We start from the raw sequence: 16,986 nt of genomic DNA on the forward strand, positions 1-16,986 counted from the left end.
TAGTTTAGATTAACTAAACAATTCGCTTAGATACCCTCCGAAAGACGGTGTCTCTCTGAGGGCGCCTATAATACCTTTTTCATTTGCTCATGCAAGTGCAAATTTCCCATTTTTCATCGTTTGCATGAAAAACAGTCTAAGAGATTGTTTTTTGAATAAATCGCAATCAAAGTGCTGAAAGTTGCTGCTGTGCAATACGGGCTGCTGCGCTATTAGCATATTCTTTCACAACTTGCTGGTAATAAGCTTTCGCTTTGGCTTTATCACCAGTCTTCTCAGAAATCATACCAAGCTTGACTAAACTTTCACCACGCTTACCTGAATCCTTGAATTTATCAACAACTGTTGTAAAAGCTTTAGTGGCTCCAACAAACTCACTCTTATTATAGAGTAGCTGCCCTAACCAGTAATTTGCATTAGGTGCATAGCTTGAATCAGGATAACTTTCGATAAACTGAGCAAAAGCTGGAATAGCCGCTTCGTACTTCTTCTCTTTAAGCACTAAGTTTACAGCTTGTTCATAACTGGCGGTTTCACCTAAAGTTGAACTTGCCGTGGTGGTGCTATTGCTGCTTACTACGCTCACAGTCGCTGCAGGCTTACTTGAGATATTAGCGATATCTTCATAGAGCTGACGCTGCCTTTGTAGCATCTGTTCAATTTGATAAGACTGCTGCTCACTTAATCCACGCAAATCGAGGACTTCTTGCTGCAACGCTTCTAAGCGTTGTTGCATAGCAAATTCAGTTTGCTGTTTTGCTTTTACAATTCGCTCTAGACGAGCCACTCTGTCGTCTGAAGAGCCACCAGCAACATCCTCAACAGGAGCAGGTGCAGCATGTGCTGCACTTGCCAGGATGATTGCCGCTGATATCACGGCGTATTTCATAGGGTAAACCTTTTACCTAAAATTAGTATACAAGTACTGCACGACGATTTTTTGCAAAACCATCATCAGTGCGAGACAGATCCATTGGCTTCTCTTCGCCGTAGCTAACAACACTCATCTGGCTTGGCTGTACGCCCATACCCTGAAGGTACTTAGCAACCGCTTTAGCGCGTCGCTCGCCCAATGCGATGTTGTATTCAGGTGTTCCACGCTCATCAGCATGGCCTTCAATCATCACACGAACATTTGGGTGTTCTACAAGGTAATCACCATGAGCTTCTAACACTTCAGCAAATTGCTGCGAAACAGAACTGCGATCAAAATCGAAATAGATGATGTGCTCTTTTCTTAGCTCTTGAAACTTAAGTTGCTGCTGCTCCGCAGGAGTCAGCACAGGTGCAACACCACCTGTTTCAACACCGCTGTTAGCAGAACCTGTTGATGAAGATGATTCCGTTGAGCTAGTTGCATCTGTTTCAGACTCAGAAGTCGAGCTACAGGCACTGAGAGCCATAATAGGAAGTACGACTAACATGGCTTTAAATAGCTTATTCAGATCCATTTTAAAATCCTTAATCTTTATAGTTAGAGAAATGGTGACCAAGAAGGTGATTTCACTTCACCTTGACCGACGGGTAATCTGGCCTTGAATCGTCCATCCATAGAAACCGCCGCCAATACCTGTTTACCTTGGTATGTTGTTCCGTAAATAACCATAGTACCGTTAGGTGCTAGGCTTGGGGATTCGTCGAGCCTGGTGCTCGTCAAAACCTGCATAAATCGTGTTTCAAGATCCATTCTTGCGATATTAAACTTACCGTTAGTACGATTTACAAAAACAATGCTGCGCCCATCTGGCGCAATTGAACCACCTAAGTTCCATTCGCCTTCAAAAGTTAAGCGAGAGATCTTACCTGAGTCCAAAAATACACGATACAACTGTGGACGTCCGCCACGTTCAGAGGTAAGTAATAAAGACTTACCGTCCGGGAACCAAGACGGCTCGGTATCAATGGAATAATGATTCGTTACACGCTTTAGCGCGCTAGTGGCGATATCAACCACATAAATGTCTGGCTGACCGTCTTTAGAAAGCGTCACAGCGAGTTTTTTACCATCAGGTGAAAATACCGGCGCACCATTTATACCATTAAAACTAGTGACTTTCTTACGTGCTTGAGTATAAATGTTCTGCACAAACACTTCTGCTTTACGGTTTTCAAAACTAACGTAAGCAAGTTGCTGTCCATCTGGCGACCATGACGGCGACATCAATGGCTCAGGAGAGCGCAGTAACATCTGTTCGTTATAGCCATCGTAATCAGAGATCATCAACTGATATGGTGACTTTTCGCCATGCTTAACAACAACATAAGCTATACGAGTAAGAAAAGCACCGCGAATACCAGTTAATTTTTCATAAACCACATCACTAATACGGTGACCGTACTGACGAAACTGAGCGGCACTAATGACAGTCTCACGGCTATCAATCACTAAATCGTTAGCGGCTTGCGGCCCTGCATCCGATTGTAATTGCGCTTTGACTAAATCAATTAACTGAAAGCTAACTAAATATTTATCTGCACCATAAGGCTTAATAGACCCCATCACTACAGCTTCTGCAGGTTGCGCCATCCACGCCTTCGCATCAAATTGAGCCAAGGTACTGATATTACGTTGTGGCAAGCTTAGCTCATCTGATGGGCTAAATGTGCCGCTACGTGCAAGATCAGACATAACCACATCCGATATTTGCGAAGGCATAGGACCGGTGCCTTGCCAAACAAAAGGAACAACGGCAATAGGTCTTGCAGCATCAACACCTTCGGTGATCACAATATCCAATGCAGCTTTTGCAGGCATGCTGCAAATAAGTAGGCTAGCGAGTAACCATTTCCCCAAAATCTTCATGTGATTCCTTTAATTGAACTCGGGTTGAACTGTTAAATTAATTTCTTTTAGCTTGTTATATACATCAGGCTCATTCGAAACGGGTAGACGCCCAGCTTTATTAATCGCAGCTTTAGTCGCCCGACATACTACGCTATCGCCATCCAAGATTTTACTCGCAGTCACAAAACCATCGTTTGCTAAGCGGATAAAGACTCGACAGCTTTTACCTCGCATTGATTCGTCGACAACTAAGTTACGCTGAATGGTCGCTCTGATCATCGAGGTATAACGCTGAACTTCACTCATCACGGCTTTATTACGAGTCTGTGAAAGTGCTGCTTGCTCTGCAGCTAAAGCTTCTTGCATCATCTGCTCTTGCTCACGGCGCGCTTGCTCTTCGGCTTTGCGTTTACGTTCAGCTTCAGCCTTACGCTTACGTTCATTTTCAGCTTTTAAGGCAGCGGCCTCCTCGGCTTTACGCTTATCCGCAGCTTTTTTAGCTGCTGCTTCCGAAGCTTGGCGCTCTTTTTCCTTTTGCTTACGATCAGCTTCAGCTTTAGCGGCTTTCTCTTTTTCCTGCTTCTGCTTTAACTGCGCAGCCTTAGCCGCGTCGTTTGCATTTTTAGTTTCAATCTCTTTTTGCTTTCGCTCTTGCTCAAGCTTCTTAATACGATTCTGTTCACGTTCGCGCTCTTTGCGCGCTTCACGGACACGTCTATCAGCATCATCTTGGCGCGCCTTTTCTTTTCGCTCCGCTTCACGCTTCTGTGCTTTTAGCTTTTCAACGTGCTCTGCCACTTTTTGTTGATCAACGACCACCGCTTGTACAGCTGGCGCACTCGCTTGAGGTTGTGGCTTGGGTTTATCTGAAAAATCAACGCCTAGCGCTAAGATAACTATCACGCCAATATGAATTCCAGCTGAAATTGACACTGGAATGGTTAATTCTGATTTAGCCGCCACTACTTATCCTCCGGCGAATCGGTCATCAATCCAACAGACGGTACGCCCGCGCCTTGCAGTGTCACCATTAACTGAATCACTTTCTCGTAGGGGATTGAACGGTCAGCTTTTACGACCACCGGACGTTCTGGCTCTAATTGAATAATAGCCCCAACCCTAATCGCGACTTCGTCCAGCTCAAGAACCTCTTTGGTGCTCGAACTGCCTACATCTAAATAGTACTCGCCCATGGCATCAATTGAAGCCACAACCGGTGGTTTACTATCAGCGGGCAATGACTCTGCAGCACCTTGAGGTAGATCGACCTTAACGCCTTGAGTGACAATTGGCGCTGTCACCATGAAAATAATCAACAGTACCAACATCACATCGATATAGGGCACCACATTAATTTCAGCAACCGGGCGACGGCGCTTCCTTTGGTAGCCTTGATGCATTATGCCTGTTCCTTCTCGCTATATGCTTGGCGGTGCAAGATGCTAGAGAACTCTTCCATAAAGTTGGCGTAAGACATCTCTATCTTTTCAACTTGAGTCGAGAAACGGTTGTAGGCGATTACGGCAGGAATAGCCGCAAATAGACCCATAGCAGTTGCAATCAATGCTTCAGCAATACCTGGTGCGACCATAGCTAGGGTGGCGTTTTCAACAGCGCCTAAAGCGATAAAGGAGTTCATAATCCCCCATACTGTACCAAACAAGCCAATATACGGGCTGGTTGAGCCAATGGTAGCCAACAGTGGTAAATGGGTCTCGAGTTTTTCGAGTTCTCTTGAAAGTGACACACGCATTGCTCGGTAGCTGCCATCCATAACAGCTTCAGGGACGCGGCCATTGAGCTTATTAAGTCTGGCGTACTCTTTAAAGCCAGTTACAAACAGTGCTTCAAGGCCTGCATTGCGATCTTGACGTGCCGACAACTCTTGATAAAGTTTGTTGAGATCAACGCCAGACCAAAACTTATCTTCAAATTTAAGCGCTTCAGTTTTTGCTGCCGTCAATAATTTACGGCGTTGAAGGATCACCGCCCAAGAAGCAATAGACAAACTAAGCAATGTCAGCATAACAAACTTAACTAAAAGACTTGCTTGTAAAAATAATCCAATAAACGAAATATCAGCTTCCACCGTTAAACTCCTGGGCAATATTTAGGGGAATGGCTTTGGGTTTCATACGTGATAATGCGATACAGGCTACTAATATATCAGCCTCGCAATACGTAACACCCTGCTCATCAATTAAACGCTGTTTAAATGTCAACGACGCTTTCTTGAGTTGTATGACCTCGGTTTCGACCATAAGGTTCTGTTCAAAACGCGCCGCTTTACAAAAATCGAGTGCTGCACGCTTCACAACAAAGGCAATATCATCAGCAAGTAGTGCTGTTTGACTGACGCCCATTGACCTCAACCACTCCGTTCGAGCGCGCTCAAAAAACTTCAAATAATTTGAGTGGTAAACAACACCACCGGCATCAGTATCTTCGTAGTAAACGGAAATAGGCCAACGAAACATAAAATAAGATCGCCAATTAATGAGACAAAATAAGAGGCCTACTATACCTAGCCAATATGCAATTGTGAATGGCGATATGTGATAAGCCTTAGCCATCTTCATAAAATTTTGTTAATAATCTTAAGGGATTATTACATCTGCCGCCAAAAGCGTTAAAAATGCACACTTGCTGGGTATGTACTGGCCTCGAACCGCCGCAGGTTGAGTGATATTAATCTAGCCAACTCTTTGTTGAATCACTGTTTATTTAGAGCATAAAAAAGGGCAGCTTAAGCTGCCCTTTTCATTTAGCGTTATCTAACTCTATTGCGCGATTTTAGTCGGCACTTTCAAGCCAAAATTGTGCCATAGGAAACTATAAATATCGGCAAACTCATCAATCTTCATCGCCGTCGGTTTACCAGCGCCGTGACCCGCTTTAGATTCTATGCGCATAATCACAGGCGCATCACCTTGCTGCTTCTCTTGCATCATGGCACCAAACTTAAAGCTATGCAGCGGTACAACTCTGTCATCGTGATCTGCAGTCATCACCATAGTGGCTGGATAAGATTGCGCTTTAACATTGTGGTACGGCGAGTATGCATATAATGCAGGAAACTGCTCTGCGTTATCGGCACTGCCATACTCACTCGTCCATGCCCAACCAATAGTGAACTTTTGGAACCTAAGCATATCCAGTACGCCTACGGCAGGCAACACAGCGGCAAATAGTTCAGGACGCTGAGTTAACGCCGCCCCCATTAATAGTCCACCGTTACTACGGCCATAAGCACCAAGCTTTGTGCTATTCGTGTAGTTCTGGTCGATTAAGTATTCAGCAGCAGCATAATAGTCATCAAATACATTCTGCTTTTTATCGAACATACCCGCTTGATGCCAGCTTTCGCCATATTCAGCACCACCACGTAAGTTTGGCACCGCATAAACACCACCCATATCCATCCACGCTATATTGGCAGGACTAAAGCGTGGCGTTAATGAAATCGCAAAGCCGCCATAAGCATATAGAAGTGTCGGGTTATTACCGTCTTTCTTCATGCCATTCTTGTAAGAGATCATCATCGGCACTTTTGTACCATCTTTACTGGTATAGAAGACCTGCTCAGAGGTGTAGTTGTCTGGGTCGAATGATACGGTAGGTTTTGAGTAAAGTGTTGACTCGCCGGTCTTAAAATCAAACTTATAGGTAGTTTGTGGCTGAGTGTAGCTATTAAAGACGTAATAGAAGTAATCTTTACTGCGCTTACCATAAGGGCCTGCAACCTTACCTTTTCCAGGCAGTTTTACATCTTGGCGTTTATCGCCATTCATGCTGTAAATGGTTAACTTACCCAGAACATCATGCAAGTAGCTGACGACGATATGATCATTAACAATTGCAATATTGCTGATTGGATCTTTAAGCTCAGGAACAATGGTCTTCCAATTGTCCTTTGCGCTGTTATTCACATCAATCGCAATCACTTTACCATTAGGTGCGTGATAGTCAGTCTTAAAATAGAAAGTAGACTTGTCGTTGCCAATAAAGCTGTATTCCGCTTCTAGATCGGGAATAAGTTCAACCACTTCCGCTTGTGGTTGTTTCAGCGACTTATAGAAGAAACGGTTACGGCTGTCGGTACCTTGAGAGATATAAAGCAGTAAATAATCGCCTTTATCCGTCACTTCAATACCAAAACCCCAGTCTTTGTTTTGCGGTCTTTCATAAACCAAACTGTCTTGTGATTGCTCGCTGCCTATCTTATGGAAGTACACTTTTTGGTTAAAGTTAACATCAGCAAGCGCGTTACCGCCCTCAGGTGCATCATAACGAGCGTAATACACGCCAGTATTATCGCTGTTCCAAACCGCGCTAGAGAACTTGATCCAATCTAATTGATCGGCTAGCTTCTTGCCTGTCGCAATATCGACAAAATGCCACGTTTGCCAATCTGAGCCCGACTTAGAAACGCCATAGGCCAATGTCTTACCGTCGTCACTCACCGATGTACCTGAAAGCGCAATGGTGCCGTCTGATGAGAAGGTATTTGGGTCGAGCAACACCTTTTCATTACCCGATGCATCTTTTACAAACAGAACAGACTGTGCTTGCAGCCCGTTGTTGCGATAATAAAAAGTATTACTGCCCTTTTCATTCGGTGCAGAAATCTTTTCGAAGTTCCACAACTCAGTAATCCGCTCAACAATCGCCTGCTTGTTTTCGATGGCAGCTAAATAAGCTTTACCATCTTGCTGTTGCTGCTTTACCCATTGATGAGTCTTGTCTGACTCAACTTCTAAATAGCGATATGGATCTGCAACCTGAACGCCATGGAGCGTTTCAACGACGCTGTCTTGGTTTTGTATAAGGGTGTCAGCTGTAGACTCGTCAACAGATTGCGTTTGGCAACCGGCTAACGCTAAGCCAAAGCCAATAGCCAATAACGGCTTTTTAGCTGATAAAGTATTAATTCGCATGGTTTGTATCCCTGATTCACCTATCCGTAGTCACACCTAACAGCGATGTTTACTAGGTAGGCTTTTTTATTAAGCTGGCATAAATAGCCATTTTCAAAATGCACTATACAAATTAAAAAAATACAGCGCAAAATTTTGTTGTCGCCCTAGTTTCACTTATGCCACTGTTCAGCCATTAATATTTTAGTAACATAGATTAATTATATATTAAGTGGAATTATGCAAAAAACGTGATTAAGGACCCACTATAGCGCTTGTAGGCCGCTAAAATCATCATCCCTGCCACTTTTAATCATTAGCAAAACTAATCCACTTATCAAATTATTCTAGTTTGTCAGTAATCAAACCTGGCTCTATAATTCGTCTCGTTTTCAGGAAGTGTCTGCCTAGCAGATTCGGAAACAAAGAACTCTTAAACTTTGGTGGTTATCCACGGAAGTTTCATCCCTGGTTCTTAGCTTGACTTCCTTCCTTCAATTTGTTGATTGCAAATCAAATATTTTTGCAGCCCGCTTACTTATGTAAGCGGGCTTTTTTTTATCTAAATTTTACTGCCACGATTAAAAATGCCTAAGGTATAAAAAAGCCCTGCAATAAAAGCAAGGCTCAAATAATAGATCCAACTAACTCTGGTTTACAGAGGCTTACTTATTCTAATCACCACGCGTCGGTTTCTTGCACGCTCATCAATGGTTTGATTTGAGGCCACATGTCGACGTTCACCGTGCCCCATTGTATGAATACGACTTTGAGGGATGCCGCTAGCGACAAACAGATCTTTGACCGAATCAGCGCGTTGCACTGAGACACGCTCGTTAGCGCTGCGGCCACCGTAGCTATCGGTATAAGCATCAATCAACACCAAGTCTACGTTTTGATCGTAAGCCAGATACTCTTGTACTTTATTTATTTGTGCTTTGGCGTAACGGGTCAGCTCAGTACCACCCGATTCATAGGTGAGTACTGTAAAGGCAATATCTTCGAAAGAGTATGGTAATAATGATGATAGACACGATTTGAACTGTGCATATTGGCGTCTAAAATTCACCGCCGATAAGCCCACGGCTATTTTATTAGTTTGGTTATACCAGTCGGCGTAATAGAAGGTTGGCTGCATACCACTTTCAAGCTCTGCGAGCATTGACCAAGCAGCATTACGCGGCACTTCGCCGCTAAAGTACTTTTGATAAGTCAGCTCAGTGATCTCTTTAGATACCACGCCTGGTCGCCAAGCAGGCGCCATACTCATTAATTTAGCTTGAGTCACTTGATCAGGTTTTACCCACATATCAAGAGTGAAATTAAGGTTATGGTTCTTACCCGCAATACTGGTAAATACCGCTTTTCCGTAAGAGGGAATATCATGTTCCAAGCGGCACATCACAGGATTATTTCCGCTCACGCGCCACTGGGACTCTTCTAAAGAAGCTACATATTGCTTGAGATCCGCATTAGCAAAAAAAGGTAAGCATAATAATGATGCAAAAAGAACGCTAAGCCGCATAAAACCACTCTCCATAATTGGGTCACTTCTCTCTATCGGCAAAGATTTATCTTTCTTTAGCTTATAAAATAAGCAAACGAACATGACAGTTATTCTCAGTTGCCCCATAATAGGCACCTGCTAACTTTTTGGATAATTTAATGACTGACACTTTCGACCACAACAAATTGAAAAACCGCTTTAGAGGATACTTCCCAGTGGTTATCGATGTTGAAACAGCCGGGTTCAATTCAAAGACCGACGCGCTACTAGAAATTGCAGTCACGATGTTAAAGATGGATGATGACGGTGTACTCCAATTAGACAAAACACTGCATTACCATATCGAACCTTTTGAAGGCGCAAATCTTGAACCTGAAGCCTTAGCGTTTAACGGTATTGATCCAACTAACCCGCTGCGCGGCGCAGTCAGTGAAAAAGAAGCCTTTTTAGAGATCTTCAAAGAGGTCAAGAAAGCACAAAAAGCCTCTGAATGTCATCGCAGTATTATCGTGGCGCACAACGCCGCCTTCGATCACGGCTTTGTCAGCGAAGCCATCGAGCGTAATGGCTTGAAGCGCACACCATTCCACCCTTTCGCCACTTTCGATACTGCCGCACTTGCAGGCCTTGCTATCGGCCAAACGGTGTTAGCGAAAGCCTGTGCAATGGCTGGCATTCCATTTGATAACCGCGAAGCCCATTCAGCCTTGTATGACACCGAGCGTACCGCTGAACTGTTCTGCCTAATCGTAAACCGCTGGAAGTCACTCGGTGGCTGGCCATACATTGCCGATGAGTCTAAGTCAGAAGAACGAGCGGAAATCGAAGTTAAACCTGAAGATTAATAGTAAGGTTCGCCTGCAATACTAGATACAAAAAAGCCGCAATCAATGCGGCTTTTTTAAAATTATAAATATAGGAAAAAGCTAGAATAAATAAAGAGAACTTTACTCTTTTCAATTTAATACCTATGCGGTCAAAACGCTACAACCTTCATCAACCGAAACTTAATGATTTTAAGTGTATACGCCAAATCGTAGACACAAAAAAGCCGCGATTAAACGCGGCTTTTCTAACAACTAAACGCAGATATTAAAGCTTATCAGCGTTGTCGCTTAGGTAAGAAGCAACACCTTCTGTAGATGCGTCCATACCTTTGTCGCCTTTTTCCCAACCAGCAGGACAAACGTCACCGTGCTCTTCGTGGAACTGAAGTGCGTCGATCATGCGAAGCATTTCGTCAACATTACGACCTAGTGGAAGATCGTTAACCACTTGGTGACGAACTTGACCTTCTTTATCGATTAGGAAAGAACCACGGAAAGCAACACCAGCTTCTGGATGCTCTACGTCGTATGCTTTACAGATTTCATGCTTAACATCAGCAACTAGAGTGTATTGAACTTGGCCAATACCGCCCTTGTCTACTGGAGTGTTACGCCATGCATTGTGAGTAAACTGAGAATCGATAGAAACACCGATAACTTCAACGCCACGCTTCTTGAACTCGTCCATGCGGTGATCGAATGCGATCAACTCTGAAGGACATACAAATGTAAAGTCTAGTGGGTAGAAGAATACGACGGTTGGCTTACCCTTGATCGCTTCAGAAAGGTTAAAGGTATCTACAATTTCACCATTACCAAGTACCGCAGCAGCAGTAAAATCAGGAGCCGGACGGCCTACTAATACACTCATTTTATTTCTCCATCTATGGATTGCTAAAAACGCTATTTCGTTTTAAATCTAATGGCATTATAGGCAGTGTTTGACTTCATACAAGCTATTTGAGAGCAATATCACTTTTTTGAATATTAATTCTGTTAACTGGACATTATGCAGCCATCAAGTCCACATAGAGCGTGGTGGTATTCACACTTTCACAGCAATTAGCCCTACACTCAGTTCACAACTCGCATCCAAATCAATATATCGCCCCTTCACGCTGGACATCACGCTGGTTAACAGGCAAAAATAGTAGCAACTTTGAATATAAGAAAAAGATAAAGCTTATTATGAACGCAGTCGTTATTGCTGTTTGCTTGATGCTGGGATTGAGCCTTGCACGAGTGAACGTTGTTATTGCTCTTACCATTAGCGCATTGGTAGCTGGTTTGGTTGGCGGCATGGATCTACAACACACCGTAGATGCTTTTAATACCGGTTTAGGTGGCGGTGCGCAAATTGCACTGAGCTATGCTTTACTGGGCGCCTTTGCCGTTGCCCTGTCTCACTCAGGTTTAACCACCTTGATTTCACGTAAAGTCATTGGTGCATTGGGCGGAGAGCAATCTAGAACCAACTACAACCGTGTTCGTTGGATTTTACTACTATCTATTTTGGCAATGGCGGTTTCATCGCAGAACCTGCTTCCCATTCATATAGCGTTTATCCCAATCTTAATTCCACCGTTATTGCATGTGATGTCTAAACTGTCGCTCGATAGACGATTAGTGGCCTGTGTGCTGACCTTTGGTCTAGTCACTACTTATATGATTTTACCCGTTGGTTTTGGCGGCATTTTCCTCAACGACATTTTGCTAGCTAATCTAAATACCAATGGCCTTGATGCTGTACGTTCGCAGATCCCTCAGGCGATGTTATTGCCAGCCCTAGGTATGATTTGTGGTTTATTGGTGGCGGTATTTATCTCATATCGTAAACCTCGCGAGTACAAAGAGGAGCTCATTCTTTCCGCTGAACCAGAAGATGAAAGCATCAATCCCCGAAATATTGCCATTGCGGTTGTGGCGGTGTTAGCAACCTTAACCACTCAGCTTTACACTGGTTCGATGATCTTTGGTGCATTGATTGGTTTTATTATCTTTAGCTTCTCTGGTGCATTAAAGCATGTAGCTGACCAAGACGTGTTTAACCAAGGCGTGCGCATGATGGCTAACATTGGTTTCATCATGATCTCCGCCGCAGGCTTTGCTGCCGTAGTGAAAGAGACTGGTGACGTCAGTACTTTGGTTAGCTCACTGTCCGATATTATTGGCGACAATAAAGCACTGGCTGCTTTCTTAATGTTATTAGTAGGCTTGTTTATTACCATGGGGATCGGCTCGTCGTTCTCGACTATTCCGATTATCGCCACGATTTACGTGCCACTCGCACTGACCTTTGGTTTCTCAGTTGCGGCAACAATTGCACTTGTTGGCACAGCAGCAGCACTGGGTGATGCAGGCTCACCAGCTTCTGACTCCACATTAGGACCAACAGCAGGTCTTAATGCCGATGGTCAGCACGACCATATTAGAGACAGTGTGATCCCAACCTTTATTCACTACAACATTCCGCTGCTAGTGTTTGGCTGGATTGCAGCAATGGTGCTGTAGAAGCCTGGATAGATAGATACAAAAAAGGAGCCAATTGGCTCCTTTTTTAATGTTTGTATTTGAGTCAATTCATTGGCTCAAAACACATAGGTTTGTAGTATTACTTAGTACCGAAGATCTTATCACCGGCGTCACCAAGACCCGGTAAGATGTAGCCTTGCTCGTTCAAGCAGTCATCTATTGACGCAGTGTATAGCTCAATATCTGGATGAGCTTTTTCAAGTGCTGCAACACCTTCTGGCGCCGCCACTAATACCAACGCTTTAATTGAAGTACAGCCACGGTCTTTTAGCAGATCGATAGTTGAAATCATTGAACCGCCCGTTGCCAACATTGGGTCAACAACAAGTGCCATACGCTCAGGCATGTTGCTAGCCAATTTTTCAAAGTATGGTACTGGCTCAAGAGTTTCTTCGTCGCGGTACATACCCACAACTGAGATACGTGCACTTGGTACGTGCTCAAGTACACCGTCCATCATGCCAAGACCTGCACGAAGAATAGGTACCACTGTCACTTTCTTACCTTTGATTTGCTCAACTTCTACAGGACCGTTCCAGCCTTCAATAGTGACTTTCTCAGTTTCGAAATCTGCAGTTGCCTCATACGTCAGTAGGCTTCCTACTTCTGCCGCTAGCTCACGAAAACGCTTAGTGCTTACGTCACCTTCGCGCATTAATCCAATTTTATGACGGACTAAAGGGTGCTTAACTTCAACGACTTTCATCTTGATCTCCTGATTTTCTAACGCATTTTTCACGGTAAATTTTAACGATTCTAGTAGATTTGTTCGCAGAGGAAAACTTAAAGTTTTAAAAAGGCGTTAAATCGTGAGCCTTGTCGCTAACTTTATTGAAAAACTATGCTTTCGAGGCTAGTCACAAGCTGTTAGAATAGCGCCGCATAAAATCCTATAACGATCGACCCGTACCCGAAGAGGATCTCCGTGAGCACTCCTACTACCCCACTAAGCTATAAAGATGCAGGCGTTGATATTGATGCCGGAAATGCACTAGTTAACAACATCAAGTCAGCAGTTAAACGTACCCGTCGTCCAGAAGTTATGGGCAACCTAGGTGGGTTTGGTGCACTTTGTGAGCTACCAACTAAGTATAAGCATCCAGTACTGGTTTCTGGTACTGATGGCGTTGGCACTAAGCTACGCCTTGCTATTGATTATAAGAAACACGACAACGTAGGCGTAGACCTTGTTGCTATGTGTTCAAACGATTTAATCGTATCTGGTGCTGAGCCGCTATTCTTCCTCGATTACTATGCGACAGGCAAGCTTGATGTTGAAGTTGCCACAGCCGTTGTTAAAGGTATCGCTGAAGGCTGCGTACAATCAGGCTGTGCATTAATTGGCGGTGAAACCGCTGAAATGCCAGGCATGTACGAAGGTGATGATTATGACCTTGCTGGTTTCTGCGTAGGTGTAGCAGAAAAAGAAGAGATCATCGACGGCACTAAGGTGCAAGATGGTGATGCACTTATCGCATTAGCTTCTAGTGGTCCTCACTCAAATGGTTTCTCGCTGATCCGCAAGGTATTAGAAGTGAGCAAAGCTGATCCTGAGCAAGAGCTTGCTGGCAAGCCGCTTATCGATCACTTGTTAGAACCCACTAAAATTTATGTAAAGTCGCTGCTTAAATTGATCGAAGAGCACGATGTTCACGCAATGTCACACATCACTGGTGGTGGATTCTGGGAAAATATCCCACGTGTATTACCAGAAGATTGCAAAGCCGTGGTTAAAAGTGACTCTTGGCAGTGGCCTGTCGTATTCAACTGGTTAATGGAAAAAGGCAACATTTCTGAATTTGAAATGTATCGTACCTTTAACTGTGGCGTGGGCATGGTTGTTGCGTTGCCAGCGGACAAAGTTGAATCTGCACTTAAGCTATTGAATGCTGAAGGCGAAAAAGCATGGCTAATTGGTGACATTGCCAAGCGTAGCGGTGACGAAGAGCAAGTGGAGATCTTGTAATGTCTCAGAGCTGCCGCGTTTTAGTATTAATTTCAGGTAATGGTAGTAATCTACAAGCCATCATTGATGGTTGTGATGATAACGTACAAGCAGATGTCATTGGCGTGATAAGCAATAAGCCTGACGCCTATGGTTTGGTTCGTGCTCACCAAAATGAAATTGATACCAGCTGCGTCATCGCTCATAAAGGCGAAACAAGAGCTGACTATGACGAAAGACTTTTTAGTGCGATAGAAAAGTATCAACCGGACTTAATCGTCTTGGCTGGCTTTATGCGTATTTTAACTGATGACTTCGTTATGCGCTTTGAAGGGAAGATGATTAACATCCACCCTTCTCTTTTACCTAAATATACCGGCTTGAATACTCATCAGCGTGCTATCGATGCTAAAGATAGTGAACATGGCGCCAGTGTGCATTTTGTGACACCTGAGCTTGATTCAGGGCCTGTGATCTTACAAGCTAAAGTCCCGGTTTATGAAGAAGATTCTGTAGAGATACTTGCTGATCGCGTTCATGAGCAGGAACATGCTATCTATCCACTTGTTGTAAAATGGTTTAGCCAACAACGTTTGAAGATGGAAAATGGTGCTGCAGTACTGGATGACCAAGTTCTTGATCATCATGGTTACGCAGCAGACTGATCTGCTTGTTAAATATTTCAGACTAAGAAAGGCGCATTAAGCGCCTTTTTTATTTTCGAACTCAAGCAAAATTTAGCAAACCACGATGAAGAGTGTACCTTTAGCGGCTTCATCTAGCACTGGTTGGATATGTCGTTTATAAGTTCCAATTTGGAGGATTTATCATCGATAATCATCAAGTATCGATAACCATGCTTGCCGTCATGCCCTGCATTTGCGGGTCACTCTCCGATTATAAAACCACACCCAATTAACACACCACTCGATTATTCGTTACAAACTTGATCTACATCATGTTCGCGAAAGCCAGCAAACATCAGCTCAAACCAAAAACCTCACGCAATAGCAACAACGGTATAACATATTATATTGATTTACTAAAATACTTTCGCGCTTACTCCATCACCCGCAAAAACACTAAATTAGAACAAAATGAAAAAACGATTTCTACGGGTAAGCCCTTAGTGCTCCTAGGTGTAAATACGGATAAAAAAACCTTTTATAAAGCCATATGGTTAGCCGCAGACAAACCATAAGTTTGCTGGGCATCTGATTATTCAACGATCACAGTTCAAAGCAGACAATAACCCTATATAAAGGCACCTTGATGAATAGAACAACTAAAGCGGCATTATTAATGACTGCACTTTTCTCTGCACCTTCTTTCGCTGGTTATGAAGTCCAAATCGATGAGAATTCAAAGTTGACCTTCGGCGGCTATTTCAAAGCCGACTTACGTAATGTCAATGGCGATCAGGCATACCGCGATTTCTGGATAGGTACCAGTACCAGCGCGCCAGATACCAACCAAACCAGCCTTCAGGCAAAGGAATCACGCTTCAACGTAAAGTTTACCAATGGCGCAGTGACAGGATTTCTAGAGTATGATTTCTATGGCGGTGGCGGTAACGCATTAGTGTCCAACTCATACACACCACGTATGCGTCATGCCTTTATTTCTTACAAGAACTGGAAAGTCGGCCAGACCTGGTCAACGTTTATGCCGTTGGTTTCTATCGCCGATGCACTCGACTTTGGTGGCGCACACGTTGGTCAGGTATTTATTCGTCAAACCCAGATCCGTTATACAAATGGTGGCCTAGAACTGGCACTGGAAAACCCAGCCAACGCTACCGATGCCAACCAAAGCATCCCCGATGCAGTGGCTCGTTATACCTACAAAGGTGATTTTGGCCAAGTCGCAGTTGCCGTGCTGGCGCGTACCTTCGATAACAATGGTGTAGCAGGCAATGCCGATGGTACACAGCTTGCCTATAGCGTGAGCGGTAAAGTTTATACCTTTGGTAAAGATGACTTCCGCTTTGCCTACAACGCGGGCGCTGCTGGTCGTTATATTTCTCCTGGTCACAACCCTGGCGACAAGGTCAATACTGATGGCAGTGGTGATCTGCTGACAACCCAAGCCTATACCGTCGCTTATCGCCACTTCTGGAGTGAAGACTGGCGCTCTAGTATTTATTACGGCCACGCTGAAGTTGAAGACTTTAACGGTGTGAATGCCGATTCAGATCGTAACCACTACGCTATTAACTTGATTAAGCAGCTCAATAAGCAACTCAGTGTTGGGGTTGAAGTGGGTAACTATGATGCAGACATCTCTGCCACTGACAGTGCCAACTCTGATTACATCCAGCTTTCAGCCAAGTATGTACTTTAACGAAAGCTATCAGTCTGCACGCCAAGCAGTATAACGAGCGGACATAGGTCTTTTCCAAGTCAAGCTGCAGTAAAAAGCCATTGAGAGGCATAAATGGCTTTGTCGCTTTGACCATACATATTAAGAAAAAA

Annotated in this window: 16 protein-coding genes; 5 read left to right on the forward strand and 11 right to left on the reverse strand. The window is 43.9% G+C overall.

Features of this window, described 5'->3' with window-relative positions:
• Nucleotides 1–166: 166 nt before the first annotated feature.
• The 9 genes from ybgF to K5R16_RS03845 all read right to left on the reverse strand — a co-directional run bounded on the left by ybgF (nt 167) and on the right by K5R16_RS03845 (nt 9,226).
• On the reverse strand, nt 167–889 hold the full coding sequence (ybgF, locus tag K5R16_RS03805) for a tol-pal system protein YbgF (protein ID WP_220736213.1): 723 nt from the start codon (nt 887–889) through the stop codon (nt 167–169).
• A 22-nt stretch (nt 890–911) separates the two neighbouring features.
• The gene (gene pal, locus K5R16_RS03810) at nt 912–1,451 is read right to left on the reverse strand and encodes a peptidoglycan-associated lipoprotein Pal (RefSeq protein WP_220736214.1); all 540 of its coding nucleotides are present in this window, start codon (nt 1,449–1,451) and stop codon (nt 912–914) included.
• Between the two features lie 23 nt (nt 1,452–1,474).
• Nucleotides 1,475–2,803: a Tol-Pal system beta propeller repeat protein TolB gene (gene tolB, locus K5R16_RS03815; RefSeq protein ID WP_220736215.1), complete on the reverse strand. Its 1,329-nt coding sequence runs from the start codon at nt 2,801–2,803 to the stop codon at nt 1,475–1,477.
• Nucleotides 2,804–2,812: 9 nt separating this feature from the next.
• Nucleotides 2,813–3,748 (reverse strand): cell envelope integrity protein TolA, encoded by a 936-nt coding sequence (gene tolA / locus K5R16_RS03820; protein ID WP_220736216.1) that lies wholly within the window; start codon nt 3,746–3,748, stop codon nt 2,813–2,815.
• A complete protein-coding gene (tolR, locus tag K5R16_RS03825; RefSeq protein ID WP_020911971.1) occupies nt 3,748–4,185 on the reverse strand; it encodes a protein TolR in 438 nt (145 codons plus the stop codon). The genes tolA and tolR overlap by 1 nt, the downstream gene beginning before the upstream one ends.
• Nucleotides 4,185–4,874, reverse strand: a complete 690-nt coding sequence (gene tolQ, locus K5R16_RS03830) for a protein TolQ (protein WP_220736217.1) — start codon at nt 4,872–4,874, stop codon at nt 4,185–4,187. Before tolQ ends, tolR begins: the two co-directional genes overlap by 1 nt.
• Complete coding sequence (ybgC, locus tag K5R16_RS03835) at nt 4,864–5,262, reverse strand: tol-pal system-associated acyl-CoA thioesterase (protein ID WP_220736218.1); 399 nt, start codon at nt 5,260–5,262, stop codon at nt 4,864–4,866. Before ybgC ends, tolQ begins: the two co-directional genes overlap by 11 nt.
• A 303-nt stretch (nt 5,263–5,565) precedes the next feature.
• A complete protein-coding gene (locus tag K5R16_RS03840) occupies nt 5,566–7,722 on the reverse strand; it encodes a prolyl oligopeptidase family protein (RefSeq protein WP_220736219.1) in 2,157 nt (718 codons plus the stop codon).
• A gap of 634 nt (nt 7,723–8,356) precedes the next feature.
• Complete coding sequence (locus K5R16_RS03845) at nt 8,357–9,226, reverse strand: OmpA family protein (protein ID WP_220736220.1); 870 nt, start codon at nt 9,224–9,226, stop codon at nt 8,357–8,359.
• Nucleotides 9,227–9,366: 140 nt separating this feature from the next.
• Between K5R16_RS03845 and rnt the strand changes: the two genes are divergently transcribed.
• On the forward strand, nt 9,367–10,053 hold the full coding sequence (gene rnt / locus K5R16_RS03850; protein WP_220736221.1) for a ribonuclease T: 687 nt from the start codon (nt 9,367–9,369) through the stop codon (nt 10,051–10,053).
• A gap of 247 nt (nt 10,054–10,300) precedes the next feature.
• On the opposite strand, the gene K5R16_RS03855 is transcribed toward rnt, so the two are convergent.
• Nucleotides 10,301–10,906, reverse strand: a complete 606-nt coding sequence (locus K5R16_RS03855) for a peroxiredoxin (RefSeq protein WP_220736222.1) — start codon at nt 10,904–10,906, stop codon at nt 10,301–10,303.
• 317 nt (nt 10,907–11,223) lie between these two features.
• On the opposite strand from K5R16_RS03855, the gene K5R16_RS03860 reads away from it, so the two are divergent.
• On the forward strand, nt 11,224–12,546 hold the full coding sequence (locus K5R16_RS03860) for a Na+/H+ antiporter family protein (RefSeq protein ID WP_220736223.1): 1,323 nt from the start codon (nt 11,224–11,226) through the stop codon (nt 12,544–12,546).
• Between the two features lie 100 nt (nt 12,547–12,646).
• On the opposite strand, the gene upp is transcribed toward K5R16_RS03860, so the two are convergent.
• Nucleotides 12,647–13,273 (reverse strand): uracil phosphoribosyltransferase, encoded by a 627-nt coding sequence (gene upp, locus K5R16_RS03865; protein WP_220736224.1) that lies wholly within the window; start codon nt 13,271–13,273, stop codon nt 12,647–12,649.
• Between the two features lie 219 nt (nt 13,274–13,492).
• On the opposite strand from upp, the gene purM reads away from it, so the two are divergent.
• The 3 genes from purM to K5R16_RS03880 all read left to right on the forward strand — a co-directional run bounded on the left by purM (nt 13,493) and on the right by K5R16_RS03880 (nt 16,855).
• Nucleotides 13,493–14,533: a phosphoribosylformylglycinamidine cyclo-ligase gene (gene purM, locus K5R16_RS03870; RefSeq protein WP_220736225.1), complete on the forward strand. Its 1,041-nt coding sequence runs from the start codon at nt 13,493–13,495 to the stop codon at nt 14,531–14,533.
• Entirely contained in the window at nt 14,533–15,177 is a 645-nt protein-coding gene (gene purN, locus K5R16_RS03875; protein WP_220736226.1) for a phosphoribosylglycinamide formyltransferase, read from the forward strand. Before purM ends, purN begins: the two co-directional genes overlap by 1 nt.
• Nucleotides 15,178–15,784: 607 nt before the next feature.
• On the forward strand, nt 15,785–16,855 hold the full coding sequence (locus K5R16_RS03880; protein ID WP_220736227.1) for a DcaP family trimeric outer membrane transporter: 1,071 nt from the start codon (nt 15,785–15,787) through the stop codon (nt 16,853–16,855).
• The last annotated feature ends 131 nt before the right edge of the window (nt 16,856–16,986 follow it).

Origin of the sequence: Shewanella sp. c952, from assembly GCF_019654975.1 — a bacterium.
In the GTDB taxonomy this organism is placed as follows: domain Bacteria; phylum Pseudomonadota; class Gammaproteobacteria; order Enterobacterales; family Shewanellaceae; genus Shewanella.